This window comes from Prevotella sp. P6B1, from assembly GCF_000702825.1.
Lineage (GTDB): Bacteria > Bacteroidota > Bacteroidia > Bacteroidales > Bacteroidaceae > Prevotella.
In genome coordinates, this window is sequence record NZ_JNKF01000010.1 from 488513 (window position 1) to 509679 (window position 21167).

The following is a 21167-nucleotide window of genomic DNA, read 5'->3' on the forward strand; positions in this document are numbered from 1 at the left end:
ATATCAAGTTAGAATAAATTTCTAAAAGGCAGTATTCGTCGCGATGATGCGTGCTGCTTTCATGGTAAGAACAAATATCGTTGAACTAATTATAGATTGCGAAGTATGAAAAAAATGTTTTTTGCTGTAGCTATGGCCTTTGTTAGTTTGGCCGGCTCAGCACAGGATCTGAAAGCGAACATGGACCCGAGTGTTAAACCTGGCGACGACTTCTGGCAGTATGCCGTTGGCGGCTGGCTCAAGGCCAATCCGCTGGATAAGCAGCATGCTGAGAATGGTGCGTTTACCGACTTGGAGGAGCTGAACAACGATCGTATTAAGGAACTGATTATGAAGTATGCCGAGAAGCAGATGCCACAGGGAACCGACGGACAGAAGATAGGTGCTCTCTATCGCTTATATATGGATAGCGTAAGCCGCAATAAGATGGGCTACGAGCCAATCAAGCCCTACCTCAAGCAGGTACGCGACGTTAAAAACCGCGAGCAGTTGCTTAAGCTGATGTGCGATTTCGATGCAAAGGGATTCAATACCGCTCCATTCGGTATCAGTCTGTCACTCAATCCATTCAACTCGTCAGAGTATATGATTGGTGGCGGTCATGGTGGTGCCTCGCTGCCACAGGAGTACTATGCCAACCCTAACGAGCAGCAGAAGAAGACAGTTGAAGCCAAGAAGGCCCTGTATAAGGATTTCTTCAAGATGGTAGGCTACAGCGAGAAAGAGGCTCAGAAAAAGATGGAGGCCGAGTGGACCATCGAGCACGCTATCGGCATTAAGACCCTGAATCAGGTAGAACGCCGTAACCCCATGGCTACTATCCACATCATGCCTTGGCAGCAGTTGCTCAACGATTTCAAGGGTATCGACTGGGTGGGTTATCGCGATGCCTTAGGTATGCCAAAGGATATCGATCAGGTGAACATCAGCCAGTTGGAGCCTCTACACGAGGTTGAGAAGATTCTGGCCAACACCAGTCTCGACGATCTCAAGTCGTATGTCGAGCTTCAGATTATCCGCTCTTATAGCGGTTTCCTGAGCGATGCTTTCGAGGATCGTGCTTTCGAGGCCCAAAAGGCCATCAGTGGTGTACAGGAGCAGCAGCCCCGTTGGAAGCGTGCTGTTTCAACCATCAGCGGTAGTCTGGGCGAAACCATCGGTAAACTGTACGTTCAGGAGTACTTCCCCGAGAGCAGCAAGCAGCGTGTGATACGTTTGGTTAAGGACCTGCAGCAAGCCTTTGAGGACCGTTTGAAGGAGAACACCTGGATGAGCGATAGCACCAAGGCCAAGGCGCTCGAAAAGCTGCACGCCATGCATATTAATGTAGGTTATCCTGATAAGTGGGAGGATATGGAGAAGTTTGTGGATATCTGTGAGAACGAGAATCTGGTTGAGAACTTCATCCGTATCACTCAGGAGGCACGCGCTGCTATGTTCCGTAAGTACTGGCACCAGCCTGTTGATAAAACCCGCATGGTTTGCACACCTCAGACTGTTAATGCCTTCTATCATCCCCTCTTTAACAGCATCAACTTCCCTGCAGCCATCTTGCAGCCACCGTTCTTTGATGTAAATGCCGATTATGCCAGTAACTACGGTGCCATTGGTATGGTAATGGGACACGAGATGACCCACGGATTCGACGATCAGGGTTGTCAGTTTGATAAGGATGGTAACCTGAAGAACTGGTGGACAGCTGATGATAAGACCAATTACGATGCCCGTACCAAGGTGATAGCCGACTGGTTTAGCGAGCAGGAGGCTGTGCCTGGTTTGAAGGTGAACGGACAGAAGACTCTGGGCGAGAACGTGAGCGACAATGGTGGTTTGAAGATTGCCTATCGTGCTTACGAGAACCGTATGAAGCAGGAGCCATTGAGTAATGTCGAGGGCTTCACCCCTGCACAGCGTTTCTATCTGGCCTATGCCCGTGTATGGGCTTGTAACAGCACCCCTGAGTACACCGCCATGCTGGTTAACAGCGATGTTCACTCACCTGCCCGTATCCGTGTTATGGCTGCTCTGCCTATGATCGATACCTGGTACGATGCTTTTGGCATCAAGCAGGGCGATAAGATGTTTATCCCTAAGGAGAAACGTGCATTAGTATGGTAAAGAAATATGTTGTGGTAACTGCCCTGGCACTTGTTAGTACAACAGGCAGGGCGCAGGAGCCTCAGGACTCAATAGAATCTGTAGACAAGTATTTAAATCTGAAGGAGGTCGTCGTTAAAGGCGGCCTCCCTCACACTCGCCTCAAGGGTAACGCTATGGTTACCCGTGTGGATGGTACGGTGCTGGCATCGGCAGGTACACTGGGCGACTTGCTGGTAAAGGTGCCAGGCATGACTGGTACCGATGAGGCTCCCGAGGTATTAGGCAAGGGTACGCCTCTTATCTATATTAACGGTCGTAAGATGCGCGACGACAGCGAACTGAAGCGCCTACGCAGCGAGGACATTCGCGATGTAGAGGTGATTAACAACCCAGGAGCCCAGTACGATGCACAGATACGTGCCGTGGTGCGTATCAGAACCAAGAAGCTGAAGGGTGAGGGTCTGGGACTGAATGCCACACTCTCGAACGAGCGCGATCTGCGTTACGATTTCGACCGTCCACAGGTAAAGCTGGGGGCCAACTACCGCAAGGATGGGGTAGATGTGTTCGGACAGGTATATTTCTACCATCAGGACTACCGCCAGTACAGTACGATTGAGGATAAGACCATGACCGATGTGAAGACATTTTATCAGCATGGCCCTTACACCATGACGTGGAAGTACAACCAGCTGAACTATAGTGCTGGTGTGAACTGGCAGCTGAACGAGAACCACTCATTAGGTGCGCGCATAGACCTGACACACCGCCCCAAAAGCGGTACCAACCAGGTGATATACGATGAGGATGTGATAGAGAATAACGTGAAGATCGACCATCTGTACTCGCACCAGACCAGCAAAGAAAGCAAACCTCTGGGCATACTCACCAATACCTATTACAATGGTAAGGTGGGCAAGTTAGGTATCGACTTTAACTTCGACTTTATGAAGGGGGGTACCGATACCGACCGCGAGAATGTGGAGCTGAGTCAGATTCAGAACGACTATGTGCTCAGTAAGTCGGGTACCAACAGCCATCTGTATGCCGCCAAGCTGGTGCTGTCGTACCCCATCTGGAAGGGTTCGCTGGATGCAGGAACCGAGATGAGCTTTGTGAAGCGTAATAACACATACTGGATTGACAAGGCTACCATTGCCAATACCGATGCCGACATTAAGGAGAATAACATGGCGGCCTTCGCCGAGTATGGTTGCGACTTTGGCAAATGGGGACAGGCCAGTGCTGGTTTGCGTTACGAGCATACGCTGTTGGATTACGACGATGCCAGCAACGACGACTATCTGCACCGTTCGATGGACGAGTGGTTTCCCACAGCATCGTATGCAGTAACGTTAGGCAAGGTTCAGGCAGGCCTCTCATACAGTATGAAGACCGAGCGCCCCAGCTTTTTTGCCATGAACGATGCCGTTACCTATATCAGTCGCTATACCCTGCAGGCTGGTAACTCGCAGTTGCAGAACGAACGTATCCGCGATCTGACGCTGAATCTGGCCTGGAAGTGGATTAACCTCTCGGCCTCGTACGAGCACACCAATAACGCCATTATCCAGTGGACGGAAATAAATACCGCCCAGAAGGATGCCACACTTGTAAAGCATCGTAATTTGGATAAACCCATCAAGACGCTGAGCGCCTATCTGTCGCTCACACCACGTGTGGGCATCTGGTCGCTCAATGCTACGTTGGGTGTTGAGAAGCAGGATTTGTATCTGGATGTAGAGGGGCCGCACAACCACCAGTATCGTGTGTATTGCAACAAGCCCACTTATACCGTGAACGCCTTTAATACCTTTACACTCAAGCATGGCTGGCAGTTTGATGCCAACGTGATGTTCCGTTCAAAAGGTAACTCGTATATTTTCTACAACGACACCTACAGTCTGCGTTTGGGATTGGTCGTACAGAAGAGTTTCCTGAAGGACCGCTCGCTCATAGCCCGTGTGGGCGTAGTCGACTGCTTGCAGCGCCATCATGTGAACGAGGTTGGCGATCTGGGTTACAACTGGTTCAAACAGACCAATCGTTACTCAACCCATAAGTTGGTAACTACGCTCATCTACCGCTTTAACGCCACCCGCAGCAAGTACAAAGGTACTGGAGCAGGCAAGGATGTGCAGGCTCGTATGGGATCATAACATATCCTTAATCGCAGCCTTGAACTAAGTTCGAGCCTGTTCATGCTCAGCAGTCGATGCAAGCATCACTGCATTCGCTTAATCACAGCCTTGATTTGTGCCATGTTACTGCGCGAAACAGGTATGGTATCATGGCAATTCTTCATTACAAGCTGGGTGGTGCCAGTGTGCGAGATAATCTGCTCTACCTGTTGGAGGTTAACAATAAAGGCGCGATGGCAGCGTACCATCATAGGATAGGCGCTTAGTTGTTCCTCAATCTGTTTTGAGGTAGCGCGCAGCATATCGTTTTTAATTTTCCCATCAAGCAGTTGGTAAACTTTCACATAGTTGCCAACAGCTTCTATATATACCAGATTGGCGATGTCGAGCGATAACGTATCGCTGGTTGAGCCAGTAAACGTGATATGTGTAGGTGCTGCATGTTCGGCTGTGGTAACGGGTGTTTCCTTACGTACATTCTGCAGACTCTTTAATTGCTCGTTCAGCAGCTTCAGTTCCTCTTCCTGCTTGGCCAGCAGCTTTTTGCGCTTGCCTGCCAATACCGATAGTCCGAATATAATGCTTATCAATGCTAAGGTGAGTGCCAGGAAGAAGATGAGTTGGCGCTGGCGCGAAACGGTTAGCATCAGCTCATGGTCGCGCAGATTATGCATCGACCACTCTTTGGCTTCGGCCACAGCTTCGCTCTTTTCGCGTTTATCGCGTTTATTGTTGGCATACTCGGCTATTTCGGTCATATCATATCGCCCTGTAGTGGCATAGTTCAGTACCATGCGGTGGGCTATCATGCAGAATCGGGTGGCATCGGTAGTTTTTTCTTCATCTACCATATCCATATACTGGCGGGCCTTCTGTTTGTCGCCCTTCAGCAGCCAGGCATGCGACAGCGAGAAGAGTGCGCCAATCTTGTTGTCTTCAAGAATCGTGGAATGCTGATAGTGATCTAATATATACTCTTGCAGCTGGATGCCTTTATCCAGCTGTCCCATGGCTACAAGCATATCAGCATAGTTACGCATCACATCATTCCAGATATAGATGGAGTCGGCGGCTGTATCCCTATAAGCTACGATACGTTCCATCGTGGCGATGGCTGCATCGTAGTTGCCATGATAGAAATATTCTATAGCCAGACTGTTGAGCAACTTGGCCTGGTTCTTATCGCCGCCATCCAGTTTTACCACCTCTTCGGTATAGCGTTTCAGACCATCCAGATTACCTTCGAGCGATTCCATGCGGGCCAGGCTTCGAAGTTTTGAGATGGTGCCTTCGCGATCGTTGGCGCGCTTACTCTCTTCTACCGACAGGCGCATCATATCCTTGGCTTTGGCAAAGCTGTCGCGCCACCAGTAGTACGACGATGCCAAAGCATGGGCCTTGCACAGCATGGCGCTATCCTTATCTTGATAATATTCGGTAGCATAAAGCACCAACGAGTCTTCCGACAACGCTTGGTAGGTGCCAATGTGTGCCTGGGCCATCGCCATCCAGTAACGAGCCTTCCATTCGCCTGAAAGGTGGGTGGCATCTTCTACCTTATTTAGTATACACAAGGCGCTGTCGGCGTGTTCTCCAACAAGTGTCTCTGCTTCGATAATAAACTGTTTGTCTGTTTTGCTGCATGCAGCCAGCAGTAATGTAATGAGTAGCCAATTAATTCGTTTCATGCCGCAAAAATAATGTAAATTAGTGATTTAACCAAGCTATTCATCACAAAAATGTGCAGATTATCCCAAAAACTTGCTTCGTATTGCAACAATACGTATCTTTGCAACGTCAAATGGCAAATATTAAAAACGAATGTTATGAATAAAACGAGATTATTGGTTGTACTAACCATTGGTTTGTTGAGTGTGATGAGCGTCATGGCTCAGGGACAGCGAATGAATGAATTCCAGGATGAGTTCAGCAAATACCAGACACAGTATCGTGAGCTGATGCATAGTGGAAAGCATAAGGAGGCGATGGCGCCACTGGCTAGTTGCATCGCACTGCTCGACACCACTACTATTTTCAAGGTATCGCCTATTCCTGAGGGAGCCATTCTGGAGCAGAAGGGGCTGCTGTACTACGACTATGCGTGCTGCTATGCACTGGTGGGACAGAAGAAACAGGCGCTTGCTGCATTGGAGCAATCGGTGATGCTGGGCTATAAAGATTATAATAATATGGTGAACGACAACGACCTCCGTTCGCTGCGCAAGGACAAGAAATATCTGTCGTTACTGGCTCAGGTAAATGACCGTCAGCCGCTTGGCGTACTCAAGAAATCGGCTCCATATGCAAAAGACAATACCAAGATAGAGTTTCTTTATCAGCCCAAGGTATCGAAGAACCTGCAGATGGTTCGCGACTATTTTAAGCTCGACTCAGTAGCTGGTCAGGGCGATGAACTGTCGAAGATTATCAATCTGCTGCACTTTGCTCACGACAACATCCGTCACGATGGCGGAAACCAGGCGTTTGCCGAGTTGGATGCCATCGATCTGTATAACTATTACAAGACTACCGGTAGGGGCGTGAACTGTCGCCAGTTGGCCATATCGCTCTGCGAGATGTACCTGTCGATGGGCATTCCTGCTCGCTATGTGACTTGTATGCCTGCCGACTCGCTCGACTATGAGTGTCATGTGATCAACACGGTGTGGTCGAGTCAGTTGCAGAAATGGCTCTATATCGACCCCACGATGGATGCTTGGGTGACTGATGAGAACGGCACGATGCTTAGCATCGCTGAGGTGCGCGAACGACTCATCAACGACCAGCCTTTGGTGCTCTGCGAAACGGCCAACTGGAATCATGAGAGCCAGCAGACAAAGGATAACTACTTGGATACCTACATGGCGAAGAACCTGTACTACTTTGTTTGCAAGAAGCTGAACCGTTTCAATCCCGAGAGCATCTATCGTAATAACGATCCAGCGGCCGATGTGCGTCTTATCCCCGTTGGCTTCGTTAACAACAACTGGAAGTGTGATACCACGACCGACCCAGAGGTATTCTGGGCAAAACCTGAATAAAAAAAAGAACAATGAATATAAGATTAGAAGAATCAAAAGATTATCGTGAAATAGAGAACCTTACACGCGAGGCGTTCTGGAACGTCTATCGTCCAGGTTGCACAGAGCATTACGTGCTCAATCAGTATAGAACAAATCCCGACTTTATCCCAGAGCTGGATCTAGTGATGGAGGTAGATGAAAAGATCATCGGTCATGTGATGTTCTCGAAGGCCGAACTTGTGCTTGATGATGGCAGCAAAAAGGCTTCGTGGACATTCGGTCCCATCAGCATTCATCCTGACTACAAGCGCAAGGGCTATGGTCTGAAGTTGCTGCAATATGCCTTAGATAAGGCTCGTGGCATGGGCATCGGTTTTATCTGTATGGAGGGGAACATTGAGTTTTACAAGCATGCAGGCTTCGACCTTGCCAGCAAATTCAATATCCACTATCATGCTGAGCCAAGAGATGCCGAAGTGCCTTATTTTCTGGCTCAGGAACTAATTCCTGATTGGCTTCAGAATAATGGTATCGCCGAGGCAACATATTGCCCTCCAAAAGGCTATTTCGTAGCCGACGAAAACCCAGAGGCTTTCGAAGCTTATGATGCAACCTTCCCGCAGAAGGAAAAGCTCCGTCTGCCAGGGCAATTAGGATATGAAGAATAAGAGTTACGATGGCGATAACAAGTGAGAGATTGAACCAGGCTTTTAGTGAGGGCGGAGCACAGGAGATATACCAAGAGATTAAGTCGAAAGGTGATTTCCTGGGCTTTGCCCAACGCTATGCCTTCGACACCGACTATCGCGTGGCGAGGACTGCTTTGTGGGGCTTGACTAAAGCTAAGGACGAAGAGTTGTCGGAATTGCAGGTGATACACAATGAACTGATAGATCAGGCCATGCAGGCGGAGAATTCGTCGGTGAGGCGGCTAACGCTGAACATCATCGAAAAGCTGAAAATGAACGAGGATGATTTGCGGACTGACTTCCTTGATTTCTGTTTCGAGCACATGGTCAGCATCGAAGAGTTTCCTGGCATCCAGACGCTCTGCATGAAACTTGCTTTTCGCATGTGCACCTTCTATCCAGAACTGATGGACGAGCTGAAACGTACCCTCGAAGCAATGGAGATAGATTATTATAAACCCGCCATAAAGTGTTTGCGTAAAAGGATTCTCAGTGGTAAATATAAATAATTAAAGGATATGAATCAGAAATTTTGTCAGAGTTGCGGCATGCCGCTCACAGAAGATGTTCTCGGCACAAATGCCGATGGCAGTAAGAACGAAGATTATTGCATGTACTGCTATAAGGATGGGAAGTTCTTGCAGGATTGTACGATGGATGAGATGATTGAGCATTGTGCTCAATTTGTGAATGCTGTAAATGAAGGGTTGGAAAAGCCTATTACCAAAGAGGAGTACATCGGAATGATGAAAGCGTACTTCCCCCAGCTTAAGCGTTGGCGCCAAACGCTGGATGTTAATAACGATGAAGCGATGAATGCTAATCCCGCTTTAGCCGGCATTAAAGAACTCATTGTAAAGATGGCCGACAAACTGCCTATCGCTTATATCTCGTCAGTAGACCAAGAAGGTTTTCCTTGGACCAAGGCCATGTTGAAGCCACGTAAACGCGAGGGCATCAAAATCTTCTACTTTACAACCAACACATTCTCAATACGTGTGGCTCAATACAAGGCCAATCCCAAGGCCAGTATCTATTTCTGTGATGCTAAGGGTTTCAAAGGTATGATGCTGCGTGGCACAATGGAGGTGCTGACGGATGCCACCTCAAAGGAGATGATCTGGCGCGATGGCGACACAGAGTACTATCCTGGCGGCGTCACCGACCCTAACTACTGCGTGTTGAAGTTCACCGCCACCGATGGCCGTTTCTATAGTGATTTCTATCCACGTAGTTTTATAATTGAATAAATGATGAACAATAAAGCACCGGTCATACTCATTGGCGAAAAGAGCGAGAAAGTATTTCTTTATGTGCATGGGTTGCATGGACACAAGGAAGAGGCATTGGCTTTTGCAGAGGTGGCTGTGCCTAAAGGTTATCAAGTTTTGGGTATCGACCTGCCTGTAGAGCGCAAGCCTTGGGAGGTACTGCCTTTGCTGAACGATATTTGTGATTATCTATATGATAATTGGCAATCGGTATCTGTTCGTGCTAACAGTATAGGTTCGTGGTTTACGTTGTTGGCTTTCCAGAGCAAGAAAGTGGAGCAGGCATTGCTTGTTTCTCCAATTCTCGACATGAAGCGGTTTATAGAGCTGATGCCACAGCGCGAGGACGACTATTACGAGTGGGTTGTTAATAATCCAATTACAAGTTGGGTTGCGCCCACATACATCCTTCGCCCAGAAGTGGATCTGATTGTCAATGAGGAAGTAGGTTACGACTTCATCAGTCAGCATCAGTGTCAGGTCACCATCATGCCTGATGGAGAACATTGGTTTCATACGCCAGAACAGCTTGCTTTCCTGAAAGCATGGGAAGAGAAAATAATAATATCGATAGAATAACAATGGAAACAAATCGCATTATATTACGCCCTTGGCGCGAATCGGATGCGGAGACACTGTATAAATGGGCTTCTGATCCTGATGTAGGGCCTCGTGCTGGATGGGCGCCGCATAAGAGTGTGGAGGAGAGTTTGGAGATTATCCGCACAGTGTTTAACGATGCCTTGCACACTTGGGCTATCGTGCTGAAAGAGACGGACGAGGCTATTGGTGCCATGGGCTACGGCCCATCGTGCGAATGCGACCTACCTGCTCGTGAAGGTGAACCGCTTATTGGCTATTGGGTGGCCAAGCCCTATTGGAATAAGGGCATCTGTACGGAGGCTCTGCGGCTGATGTTAGACCACATCTGCCAAACGACGGACATCCAATCGCTCATTAGCGGCCACTTCGTAGATAATCCAGCTTCTGGTAGAGTAATGGAAAAGTGTGGTTTCGTTCCCACAGGCGAGATTTGCATAGACGCAAACCAGTATCAAGGTGAGAACAGACCTATCAGAGTGTTGAGATTAGAATTGTCATTATTGCATGGTGCTACTGGCCGGGAGCTATGAAAGCCTTTCAAGAGCAATACCAAATGTTCTATAAGGAGTGGCTGCCCCAGCACTCGGAATTCCATTGCCCCAACAACGCTATGACGATGGAATGGTACAACGGTACCGACATCGACTCGCCCAATTACCAGTGTGGCGTGATGATGCCATTGGAATAAAATAAAGGATAAGAAAGACAATGCCTATGAAACACCTGCCGAATATCCTGTCGTCGCTCCGAATTGTCGGAACTGTTGTTCTGTTGTTAAGTGATGTGTCAAGCATTCTTTTTGGGGTGCTTTACATCGTTTGCGGCATCAGCGACATAGCCGACGGGTGGCTGGCTAGGAAACTGAAGTGCGTTACCAGGACTGGAGCATTGCTAGATAGCGTGGCAGACATCTGCTTCGTAGCATGTTGTGCCTTGAAGCTCCTGCCGATACTCGAACTGCCACAATGGCTATGGTTGTGGGCAGGAGTAATCGTCGCGATTAAAGTCGTGAATCAGCTTTCAGCACTTGTGATGTATGGGCGCTGTTGCTTCCCTCACACCCTCGCGAACAAGTGGGCGGGATTCCTGCTATTCATTACGGTACCCATGACATTGTGGTCTATCGCCCCCATCTCAATAGCTGCAATCGTAGCCACATTTGCTGCTGTACAAGAGGGATATTTCATAAGACGGAACGCTCCCCGCCAAACGGGGAGGTGGCTTCCGCCGGAGGGACAATGAAACTATATTATATGATATGAGAAAGATAGTAACTATAGTTTGTGCATTGATTGCCACATCGTGTTTGGGCCAAGACCTAATTTGCGACAGTACCAGCTATGGTGCGTGCATCATGCGTGATGGCTCTTTTGTTGGCATTAATGAAAACGAGCATTTTGCCATGCACAGTGTGATGAAGTTCCCGCAAGCATTATGTGTTGCCGATTATCTGAGTCGGAAAGGGCTGGATCTCGATGACACTATCGTTGTCGATAAGGCAGACCTGATGCAAGACACATGGTCGCCAATGCTAAAACGGTTTGAATGCAAAACGACCTTTTCGTATGCGCAACTGCTGGAATTGTCTCTCGGACAGAGCGACAACAATGCCAGCGAACTCCTTTTCAAGTTTTGCGGCAAGCCCAAAGCGGTAGAGAAGTACATGAGAAAACTTGGATTCCACGATATCCATATCCGTATGACAGAGGAACAGATGCACAAGAATCCGGCAAAGGCTATCGAAAACAGTTCTACCCCCACTGAGATGGTTCGTTTGTTCGAGTGGTTTTATCATCATAAAGATGACAACCGATATCTGACATTCATCTGGAAGGCGATGGCAGACTGCTCAACAGGACAGAAACGAATCCCTGCAGCCATACCTGCAGATGCTCGAATCGTACATAAGACAGGTACGGGATTCCCATCTGCTGAAGGATTGCAAGACATGAACGATGCTGGTATCATTCTCATGCCTAATGGAAGCCACGCCATTATCGCCATTTTCACCACGAATTCATCATCTGAGGCAGTGATAGCAAATATTACCAGACAACTGTTAGACGCCATAATAAAATAAGATGAAAAGATTACGACTCGGAGCAGTGCTCCACTTCCTTATCGCCATTGGCCACATCGGCTGTCTGTTTGCTCTGGACGAGGCGTTCGAAGCTTATGGCATCCGTGAAATCATGTATCAGATGGTATCAGGACATGTTTGGATGCTGTATGCCCTGACCATAGGTCTTGTCCTCGCTTTCTGCCTGGCAGGACTTTATGCCCTCTCTGCTACAGGCGACATCCGTCATTTGCCCTTGACGCGCCTGGCCATCATCACCGTCGTTGTGCTCTATAGCCTTCGTGCGCTGGCTGGAGGCATTAGCTGTATCTATGATTTCACCTGGCTACAATGTATCTCATCCCTCATTCCCGCCATTATCGCATGGTGCTACTGGCCGGGAGTAAAAGAAAGAGCAAAGATGTGTTAAATCCGTGTTAAAGTATTCATTTCTCTTGACTCGTCCCTAAGGTCATGCCTTATTTTTGCAGTCGCTTAGCAAATACATCGCGCGATTATGAATTTTAAAAAGAAATTAAAAATCGGAGAGTTCTCACAGTTGATGCAGGTAACAGTTAAAACCCTGCGTCATTATGAGCAGAAGGGACTACTGGTACCTGACGAGGTGGACGAGTGGACTGGCTATCGCTATTACAGCATCGACCAGATGCAACGGCTGAAGACCATACGCGACCTACAACGTCTCGGTTTCTCGCTGGATGAGATTAAGGACCTGTGCGATTCATATTCTCACACTCCAACCATCCGCCAGCTTACTGAGAAAATAAAGGAAACAGAGGCTGAGCTGAAACTACTGATCGCCCGTCGTAACCAACTGCTCGACTGGAGGAACGCTCGCAAAGAAATGAAGACAATGGAAAAGATTAGTATTCAATCTCTGCCCGAAATCATCGTGGCAAGTCATCGTGAAGTAATTCCTAACTACGCCGCTATCGGCCCTATGTGTGTCGAGAAGATTGGTCCTGAAATGCAACGTTTAGGATGCAAGTGTCCGCCACCAGGTTACTGCTTCACCATTGAGCACAACAAGGAGTACACCCCCACCAACATCGATATCGAGTATTGCGAACAGGTGGAGGAGATGGGCGAAGACAGCGCCATTATCAAGTTCAAGCGCTTGCCAGCCGTACCCAAGGCCCTCTGCATGAAGCACGTTGGTCCTTACGAACGCTTCTACGAGTCGTTCACCGAGGCCTTCCGTTATATTGAGGAGCAGGGCTATAAGGCGGTCGGGCAACATCGTACATGCTACATCGATGGAGCCTGGAACCAAGAAGACCCTGAGAAATGGCTGTCGGTGATTCAGATACCAATAGAGTAATAATTCGCCCTGATCGTCCCATATAGTTTGGGGCGGTCAGGACAAAATGAGTTACAGAATGAAAGAAATCACAATTAACCCTCAGCAGATTGCCGCATGTGGATTATATTGCGGAGCATGCAAAAAGTTCCTCAATGGCAAATGTCCAGGATGCAAGGAGAACGAGAAAGCATCATGGTGCAAGATTCGCAAGTGCTGTCAGGAGAAGGACTTGCATACTTGCGCCGAGTGCGACAAGGATGTGAAAGAATGTATGATTCACAACAACTTTATCGGCAAGATCTTTGCTTTCCTGTTCAATAGCGACAGAGCCGCCTGCATCCGTTATATCCGCGAAAACGGAGAGGATGCCTTCGCGGAGAAGATGGCAAAAGATCAACAGATGACGATGAAAAGGGAATGAGGTTAGAATTAGCAACACAAAACGACTTTGATGCCATCATCGCCTTCTATGATGATGTGACGGAGCGTACGCCAGAGATGGCCACATATGCCAGATGGAGCAAAAGGAAACACCCCACGATTGAAAGCATCAAGGTCTATATCAACGAGGGTAGCATGTACATTTACCGTGAGCAAGGTGTCATCGTCGGCGCGATGGCAGTGACGATGTTTCAGGGTGAGGATTATCACGCCATCGACTGGTCGCAGCAGGTGCCAGACGAAAAGGTGGCTGTGATTCATATCCTTGCCGTCAGTCCTGGCTATCAAGGCAAAGGTATCGGTTCAGAGATGATTCGAGAGGCTATCCTAATTGCACTAAGTAAAGGCATGCAGGCCATTCGTCTTGATGCCCTTGCTTCGAACACACCCGCCCACAAACTCTACGAACGTCTTGGTTTCGAGTATCGCGGCAAGCAGCACCTCTACGCCGAGAACACTGGCTGGACAGACTTCTATTTCTTTGAACTTAAACAATGAATGATATGAAAGAAAGATTCAAATTCAACACCGTGGGGCTTTTCACCCACGACAACAAAGCGACTGTCGATTTCTACACGAAAGCCTTTGGTTTTACCACCGACTGGGATGGCATTCAGCCAAACGTGGAGATGATGTTGGACGACATGCGCATTATCCTCTTCCCGCGTGATGCTTTCGAGCAGATGGTCGCTCAGAAATTCCAATATCCCGAGGGGTTCAATGGTACAGTAGAATTGGCATTCGACGTGCCCACCTTCGCTGATGTCGATAAAGAATACCAGCATGCACTCACGAATGGTGCCGCCTCCGTTCTCCCTCCCACCACAGAGCCTTGGGGACAGCGTACCTGTTATGTCGCTGATCCTGATGGTAATCTGATAGAGATAGGGTCCTTTACGGAATAGTGAAATAGTACATATCGCAGATTGTCCATTCGTCACAAAATGTTGCAATTCATCCCAGAAATGGGGTAGATTGCAACTTTTTTATGCTGGTGTGACGTCAAACTGGCAAAACATTAAATAATTAGAAAAATGAAAAAGATCAGTTTGAAAATGGTAGCTATGACAGCTGCAATGATGATGTGTTTAACAGCCGATGCTAAGACTGAGGATGTAGGTGGACGAGTAATTGACATGCAGGGTGAACCTCTGCCATTTGTTAGTGTGGCCCTGCTTACGGCCGACTCTACTTATATACAAGGTGCAACGAGCGATGTGGATGGATTTTTCCAGATTAACACCACTGACGCCTGCTGCATCCTGCGATTCTCGTACATTGGATATCGCACCAAGTATGTTGACGTAAGGAGCTCAGAAATAGGAACCATCCAGATGGAGCAAGATCAGACAATACTGAATGAGATAGTGGTGAAGGGACAGATGCCAAAAACTAAACTGACGGGCAACTCGATGATAACCACCATTCAAGGTACCGTCTTGGGCAAATCGGGTACAGCAAAGGAAATGCTGGCCAAAGTACCAGGAATGACGCTGAAGGGTGAAGACCTGGAGGTGCTGGGCAAGGGTACACCTATCTTTTATATTAATGGTAGAAAGATGCAAGATAAGGACGAACTGAAACGACTCCGTTCAGAGGAGATTGCGAGTGTGGAAGTGATTACCAATCCTGGTGCTCAATACGATGCCACCATTTCGGCAGTGGTACGTATCAAAACGGTTCGTCGTGAGGGGGCAGGTTTCGGTTTCGACCTGATGGCAGCCAACAACCAGGACTTAGCCTTTGGCTTCAGCGATCCCAGTAGCACGCTGAACCTGCGTTATCGCCACAACAATCTGGACCTGTTTTGTATGGTGAACTATTGGTCGTGGGATAGTCCTAACGACCTGCGTATTACGCAATCTACCTTTCTTAGGGCGGATGAAGGTATCAGGAATATTCTTCAGGACAGTCACATACGAAACGACTGGCACGGACAGGGCATGAACTACAACCTGGGCTTTAATTGGCAGATTAACGACAAGCACTCGCTAGGTGCCAGAATTGAGCGCCACGATCAGTTTAAAACGCACAACAACATGTGGGTGGATACAGAGAATAATCTCACAGGGCGTGACCTTTCACACCAAGACGATCATACCCATTATCCATATAACTGGCAGAGTAATGCCTATTATAATGGTCAGGTGGGCAAACTGAACATCGACCTGAATGTAGATTTCACAACAGCTAAGGAAACCACCGACAACCAGATAGATGTGTATTTGCCTGAAACTCAAACCATGCAGCAGAACTCGCAAACATGGTCACGCCTTTGGGCTGCTAAACTGGTGCTGAGCTATCCTGTGTGGAAGGGACAGTTGCAGGCGGGAACAGAGATGAGTTTCGTGAAGCGACAGAGCAGTTCGGCTATCACAAACTACCCTCTTCCCTCTACAGATACGGATGTAAAAGAAAACAATGTGGCTGCTTTTGTGGCTTACAATGCTAACTTGGAGAAATATGGTACCGTAAGTGCCGGACTGCGTTACGAGCATGTGGGTTTCGACTATGTGGACAACCTGGATGCCAATAATAATATGACGCGCTATCAGGATGAGTTCTTCCCTAATATTACCTGGGCAAAGCAGTTTGGACCTATCCAGACTTCGCTGAGCTACACCATGAAAACCGTTCGCCCGAACTATAGTGCACTGAGCGACCATATTTATTATCTGAACTCGTTTACCCTGCAGCAGGGCGACTCGAAACTGAAGAATGCTACGATGCAGGAAGTGAGCATCAATGCCCGTTGGAAATGGATCAACCTGTTTGCCGCCTACGAACGTCGTGATAACACCATCACACAGGTGCCAATGGTCTATAACAACGAGGGTATCATGCTGCTGAAGCAGGCCAATCTGCCTGACCCTGTTCGTAATCTGGCCATCTTCCTCTCGGCCAATCCCACATGGGGTGTATATAGCCCAAGCTGGACGATTGGCGGACAGAAGTTCTGGAACACGATGACGTTCGATGATCCTCGTAGTGATACAGGTAAGACGGATGTGACCTTCACTAAGCCCATTTTCTTCTTCGACCTGAACAACACCTTCCGCTTTAAGCATAGTTGGCAGTTGGAGGCTAATGCGAACATCCAGACCAAAGGTGACGTACTGAACTTCCGTATGCTCTCGCCCTCGTATAATGTCAGTTTTGTGGTACAGAAGTGCTGGCTGAAAAACGATGCTTTATGCTTGCGTGCCAGCATCAGCGATGTATTCCAGCGTAGCGTGCAGGATGTAGCACAGGACTGTGGCTTCTTCTACGGTGTGCAGACAACACGAAGCCGCAGTCACCGTTTGGACATATCCATCCGCTACACCTTCAACGCCTCGAAGAGCAAGTATAAGGGCACTGGTGCTGGACAGGCAGAGCGTCAGAGAATGTAGGAAATGTGCTATTCATCACATAATTGTGCAGAATATCCCAGAAATTAGGAGGATTAGATAACATGTCATATCTTTGCAATCGAAAAAAATAAAATAAGAAAAGATGAAAAGAATTAACGTAAGACTGGCAGTTCTGATGACTGCTATGATGATGACAATGATGAGTTTCGCTGAGACACAAGACTTTGGCGGACGAATATTGGATGAGAAGGGCGAGCCGATGCCCTATGTGAACGTGGTGCTACTGTCGCTGCCTGACTCGGCCTTTGTGCAGGGTGCGATGACTGACGAGCAGGGCGTGTTTAAGATTGTGACAGATATAAGCGATGGTCTGTTCAAGGTGACCAGCGTGGGCTACCAGACCTTATATATCAATGCTGTCAACGACCTGACCATCCAGATGAAAGAGGACACCCAACTGCTGAAGGAAGTCGTAGTAAAAGGCCAGTTGCCCAAGACGCATGCCAAAGGTGATGCCATGCGTACCACTGTGGCAGGAACCATTCTGGAGAAAGCCGGAACCGTGAGCGATGCCTTAGGAAAGATTCCGTCGCTCGATGCTGAACGCGATGGTGGCGTCAAGGTGCTGGGGCGTGGCGATGCCGAGGTGTATATTAATGGCCGCAGGGTGCAGGACATGAAGGAGCTCTCGCGTCTGCGCTCCGACCAGATTCAGCACGTCGACGTGATTCAGAACCCAGGTGCCCGATATGCCGCCTCGGTAAAGGCCGTCGTCCGCATCACGCTGAAGAAGGCACAGGGCGAGGGTTTCAGTTTTCAGGATAACGCTGGTTTCATCTATCAATACGGTCACACGCTGAACAACAACCTCGACGTGAACTTCCGCACGGGCGGTCTCGACATTACTGCCTCGCTGTGGGCTGGGCGCTACAATCACTATAAGTCGATGCAGGAGCATGAACTGACTTATTTTGTCGGCCCGGATTACATCAAGAGCAACACCTCGCAGGAGTCGCAGGGCATCTGGAAGAGCTGGTCACCTCAATTGCAGGTGAACTACATGGTGAATGAAAACCACAGTTTTGGTGCATTTTACAAATTCGACCGTCATCCGAGTAGTGACTACAATGGTATAATCTTAACAGACAATTACGAGAATGGCCTGTTCATGGAGCACTCAGAAAGCCGTGTCTGGCAGGACGAGACTATCAGCAAGCACATATTCAATGCCTACTATAACGGCAAGATAGGACAACTGGGTATTGACCTCAACGTGGATGGTCTCTTCGACGACACCAAGACGCCAGGCAGTACCACAGAGACAACAAAGGATGCCATAGGCGGTTCTACGGAGCGTAGCTTTGAGAGCAGCACCAACAGCGGCAACAACTTCTGGGCCACGAAACTCATCCTCTCCTATCCTGTATGGAAAGGTAATCTCTCTCTGGGTGGCGAATATAGCTATAACCATCGCACAGATGACTACACGTTTACATCCAACAACTATGTGCCTGTGAAGACCACCGACACAGAGATCAATGAGAAATCATCGGCCGTCTTCTTGGAGTATGGTCGCTCTTTTGGCAAAGTCTATGCACAGGTAGGACTGCGCTATGAACACCTGACAAACGACTACTTCAATTTTGGTAAAAAGGAGGATGAGGTCTGTCGCAACTATGGCGACTGGTTCCCTACGGCAGTCATCTCTGCCCCTATAGGCAAGGCACAACTCTCCCTCTCCTACCGTCGAGACATCCAGCGCCCGGCCTACTCAAATCTGACCAGTTCGACGGTTTATGTCAACCGTTATACTTACCAGAGTGGTAATCCATATCTATTGCCGACTTATACCCAAAGTCTGGTGCTCAATGCTGCCTACAAATGGGCAAACCTGACGCTGAACTATGGCCGAGTGAAGGATGCCCTCACTATGTCGACAGAGCCTTTCCCTGGTTCAGAAGATCCCCTTGTCAGCCTGGTGCGTCCCATCAACAGCTGGGAGGATTACAACCAGTTCAGCATCCAGTTGTCTGCACGCCCCACCATTGGCTGCTGGCATCCGGCATGGAGTGTCATCACCCAGATGCAGGACTTCAAGTCGCCTACTGCTAATGGCTCTACCATCACTTTAAACCGCCCCTGGTTCATTATCGGCTGGCAGAATGACATCGAATTACCTCAAGGTTTCCGCCTCAATATCTCTGCCCAGTGGTATTCTAAAGGTGACTACACCAATTTCCGCATGACCAAGACCCGTCTCTTCACCAACATCGGACTGCAGCGCGACTTCAACCTGAAGCGCTTGGGCGCGCTGACCTTCGACCTCCGTTGCAGCGATCCCTTCCATACTAACAAGACGGATGCTATCGTCTACGGCATCCGCGAGCTGACAACGCACAATCCTGCCCGTCGCACCTTCACGCTCGACCTTACCTGGAAGTTCAACGAGGCCCGTTCTAAGTATCGTGGCTCTGGTGCCGGAGAGAAGCAGAAGGCAAGAATGTAGTCAAATAGCATAATTATTTGGCAATAATCGAAATTCTTCGTAATTTTGCAACCGATGAAACGACTTTGCTATCTTGACAATCTGAAGGTCTGCCTGACCGTCTTGGTGATTATGCACCATGCCGGTCAGGCTTATGGTAATGGTGGCGACTGGGCTTACCATCCCAGCAATCCTGCCGAGTTTATGCCTTGGATATGGCACTTCTTCTCGGTCAATGCAGCTTTCTTTATGGGACTGTTCTTCCTGATTTCAGGTTACTTTGTGCCTATGAGTTTCGATAAGCAGGGGGCAAAGGTGTTTGTACAGAAGAAACTTATCCGCTTGGGAATTCCACTATTGCTGATGGGCGGACTTATATCTGTTTTAACAGGCAAACCGGAGATTGGACATATGTGGTATATCGAGAGTCTGCTGGTGTTCTGTCTGATTTATGCCTTGATACGATTGATATGTAAACCTATCGATGGTGAGTGCACATCGAGCCCCACCATCATCGGCCTGCTGATATTTGGCGGCGTGATGGGTATCGGCAGTTACTTCATCCGTCAGGTCAGCCCGCAGGATCATTGGATATGGCCCTTTGGCATTATCCCTTTGCCAATGGAGTCCGCCCACTATCTGCAATATGTCATGATGTTCGTTATCGGCATACTGGCACGTCGGTTTGCCTGGCTCGAAAAGATGGGTAACACCACGGGAAGCATTTCGCTTGCAATAGGATGCCTTTTGGCTTTAGGTATCTATCTGCGTGATGGTGGGGCTTGGAACGCTTTCGTTACTGAGTGGTTTGGCATCTACGAATCGCTTTTGTGCGTATTTATCTGTTTTGGGCTGCTATGGCTGTTCCGCCAGTATGGTAATTGCGATAGCAAGTTCTGGCAGTGGTGCGCCGCCCAGTCGTATGGTGCCTACGTATTCCATTTGATACTGATGATCGTTCTACAGAATATGGTAGATGGTATCTGGATGGGGGCCTTTGGCAAATTCTTATTTATCGGAGTCGTTACCACCATCTGTTCGTTCGTGCTCACTTGGTTGGTAAGGCTGATTCCCGGAGTAAAGAAACTTTTATAATACAAATAAGAATATGAGTGATATGATGACACTCCGACCATTTAACATCAACGATGCAGAGACGATTCTGAGCTGGTGCAAGGACAAGCATACCTCTCACAGCTGTGACCGTGACCGTCTTTCTGTGGGTGTTAGGTCTCGCAGGGGAAAACATTAGGTCTCGCAGGGGAGAACCCTATGGGTAACAGGGAGAAAGACGGTATCTTTCTATTGTTTGCCTATACGCAAATGATTGTCCGCCTATACGCAAACGATTGTGTGCCTATACGCAAACGACTGTACGACTATACTCAAATTGAAACGCTTTTCAAAAGAAGGTTATTGAATTACAAATAAGTTCGCGAAGCCAAGAAACAAATGCAGTCGCAGGGTATAGGCAGCGACCTCAGCAGCACGCTGAACCTGCGTTATCGCCACAGCAACTGATATGGATTAATAAAATGAGCGAAACGCTATAAAGGTGTCTTAAAAATGGCAAAAAGGGGTGGATATTAAATTGTTTTTACTATCTTTGCAGGCAGAATTCATTTACTCAACACATTTATGAAGAAAACAATTTTATCGATTGCAATGATTTGTGCTG

General features: G+C 48.3%; 21 protein-coding genes and 1 pseudogene. 21 read left to right on the top strand and 1 reads right to left on the bottom strand.

From position 1 onward, the window contains the following. The first annotated feature begins 105 nt into the window (after window positions 1-105). Both T495_RS0102995 and T495_RS0103000 read left to right on the top strand, forming a co-directional pair. On the top strand, window positions 106-2118 hold the full coding sequence (locus T495_RS0102995; RefSeq protein WP_033147515.1) for a M13 family metallopeptidase: 2013 nt from the start codon (window positions 106-108) through the stop codon (window positions 2116-2118). Continuing rightward, a complete protein-coding gene (locus T495_RS0103000) occupies window positions 2112-4259 on the top strand; it encodes an outer membrane beta-barrel family protein (RefSeq protein WP_033147516.1) in 2148 nt (715 codons plus the stop codon). Before T495_RS0102995 ends, T495_RS0103000 begins: the two co-directional genes overlap by 7 nt. A 65-nt stretch (window positions 4260-4324) precedes the next feature. Here T495_RS0103000 and T495_RS0103005 read toward each other — a convergent pair whose 3' ends face one another. Then, window positions 4325-5929 carry a LytTR family DNA-binding domain-containing protein gene (locus tag T495_RS0103005; protein ID WP_033147517.1) on the bottom strand — a complete coding sequence of 535 codons (1605 nt, stop codon included), beginning with the start codon at window positions 5927-5929 and terminating at the stop codon, window positions 4325-4327. 138 nt (window positions 5930-6067) lie between these two features. Between T495_RS0103005 and T495_RS0103010 the strand changes: the two genes are divergently transcribed. The 19 genes and pseudogenes from T495_RS0103010 (at window position 6068) to T495_RS15770 (ending at window position 20741) form a co-directional block, all read left to right on the top strand. Continuing rightward, window positions 6068-7282 (top strand): transglutaminase-like domain-containing protein, encoded by a 1215-nt coding sequence (locus tag T495_RS0103010; protein ID WP_033147518.1) that lies wholly within the window; start codon window positions 6068-6070, stop codon window positions 7280-7282. Window positions 7283-7293: 11 nt separating this feature from the next. After that, the gene (locus T495_RS0103015; RefSeq protein ID WP_033147519.1) at window positions 7294-7932 is read left to right on the top strand and encodes a GNAT family N-acetyltransferase; all 639 of its coding nucleotides are present in this window, start codon (window positions 7294-7296) and stop codon (window positions 7930-7932) included. 8 nt (window positions 7933-7940) lie between these two features. Next, on the top strand, window positions 7941-8462 hold the full coding sequence (locus T495_RS0103020) for a hypothetical protein (protein ID WP_033147520.1): 522 nt from the start codon (window positions 7941-7943) through the stop codon (window positions 8460-8462). 9 nt (window positions 8463-8471) lie between these two features. Continuing rightward, a pseudogene (locus T495_RS16095) lies at window positions 8472-8723 on the top strand (zinc ribbon domain-containing protein); the annotation flags it as partial. A gap of 42 nt (window positions 8724-8765) precedes the next feature. Beyond that, window positions 8766-9203, top strand: a complete 438-nt coding sequence (locus tag T495_RS16100; protein WP_033147691.1) for a pyridoxamine 5'-phosphate oxidase family protein — start codon at window positions 8766-8768, stop codon at window positions 9201-9203. Then, window positions 9204-9803 carry an alpha/beta hydrolase gene (locus T495_RS0103030; protein WP_033147521.1) on the top strand — a complete coding sequence of 200 codons (600 nt, stop codon included), beginning with the start codon at window positions 9204-9206 and terminating at the stop codon, window positions 9801-9803. It begins immediately after the preceding gene. A gap of 2 nt (window positions 9804-9805) precedes the next feature. Continuing rightward, a complete protein-coding gene (locus T495_RS0103035) occupies window positions 9806-10357 on the top strand; it encodes a GNAT family N-acetyltransferase (RefSeq protein WP_033147692.1) in 552 nt (183 codons plus the stop codon). Continuing rightward, window positions 10354-10515, top strand: a complete 162-nt coding sequence (locus T495_RS15765) for a hypothetical protein (protein ID WP_155993408.1) — start codon at window positions 10354-10356, stop codon at window positions 10513-10515. Before T495_RS0103035 ends, T495_RS15765 begins: the two co-directional genes overlap by 4 nt. Before the next feature lie 26 nt (window positions 10516-10541). Beyond that, window positions 10542-11069, top strand: coding sequence for a CDP-alcohol phosphatidyltransferase family protein (locus T495_RS16320; RefSeq protein ID WP_051651819.1), 528 nt, complete (start codon window positions 10542-10544; stop codon window positions 11067-11069). Window positions 11070-11085: 16 nt separating this feature from the next. Continuing rightward, a complete protein-coding gene (gene bla, locus T495_RS0103045) occupies window positions 11086-11907 on the top strand; it encodes a class A beta-lactamase (protein WP_081831987.1) in 822 nt (273 codons plus the stop codon). A gap of 1 nt (window position 11908) precedes the next feature. Then, a complete protein-coding gene (locus tag T495_RS0103050; RefSeq protein WP_033147523.1) occupies window positions 11909-12316 on the top strand; it encodes a hypothetical protein in 408 nt (135 codons plus the stop codon). A gap of 87 nt (window positions 12317-12403) precedes the next feature. Next, window positions 12404-13228: a MerR family transcriptional regulator gene (locus T495_RS0103055; protein ID WP_028904092.1), complete on the top strand. Its 825-nt coding sequence runs from the start codon at window positions 12404-12406 to the stop codon at window positions 13226-13228. A 58-nt stretch (window positions 13229-13286) separates the two neighbouring features. Further along, a complete protein-coding gene (locus T495_RS0103060; RefSeq protein WP_033147524.1) occupies window positions 13287-13631 on the top strand; it encodes a DUF3795 domain-containing protein in 345 nt (114 codons plus the stop codon). Next, window positions 13628-14149, top strand: coding sequence for a GNAT family N-acetyltransferase (locus T495_RS0103065; protein WP_033147525.1), 522 nt, complete (start codon window positions 13628-13630; stop codon window positions 14147-14149). The genes T495_RS0103060 and T495_RS0103065 overlap by 4 nt, the downstream gene beginning before the upstream one ends. Before the next feature lie 5 nt (window positions 14150-14154). Continuing rightward, window positions 14155-14556, top strand: coding sequence for a glyoxalase/bleomycin resistance/extradiol dioxygenase family protein (locus tag T495_RS0103070; protein WP_033147694.1), 402 nt, complete (start codon window positions 14155-14157; stop codon window positions 14554-14556). A 129-nt stretch (window positions 14557-14685) separates the two neighbouring features. Further along, window positions 14686-17043 (top strand): outer membrane beta-barrel family protein, encoded by a 2358-nt coding sequence (locus T495_RS0103075; RefSeq protein WP_033147526.1) that lies wholly within the window; start codon window positions 14686-14688, stop codon window positions 17041-17043. Window positions 17044-17146: 103 nt separating this feature from the next. Continuing rightward, window positions 17147-19510, top strand: a complete 2364-nt coding sequence (locus T495_RS0103080) for a TonB-dependent receptor domain-containing protein (protein WP_033147527.1) — start codon at window positions 17147-17149, stop codon at window positions 19508-19510. A gap of 54 nt (window positions 19511-19564) precedes the next feature. Further along, window positions 19565-20584, top strand: a complete 1020-nt coding sequence (locus tag T495_RS0103085) for an acyltransferase family protein (protein ID WP_033147528.1) — start codon at window positions 19565-19567, stop codon at window positions 20582-20584. A gap of 13 nt (window positions 20585-20597) precedes the next feature. Beyond that, window positions 20598-20741, top strand: a complete 144-nt coding sequence (locus T495_RS15770) for a hypothetical protein (RefSeq protein ID WP_155993410.1) — start codon at window positions 20598-20600, stop codon at window positions 20739-20741. Window positions 20742-21167: the final 426 nt, after the last annotated feature.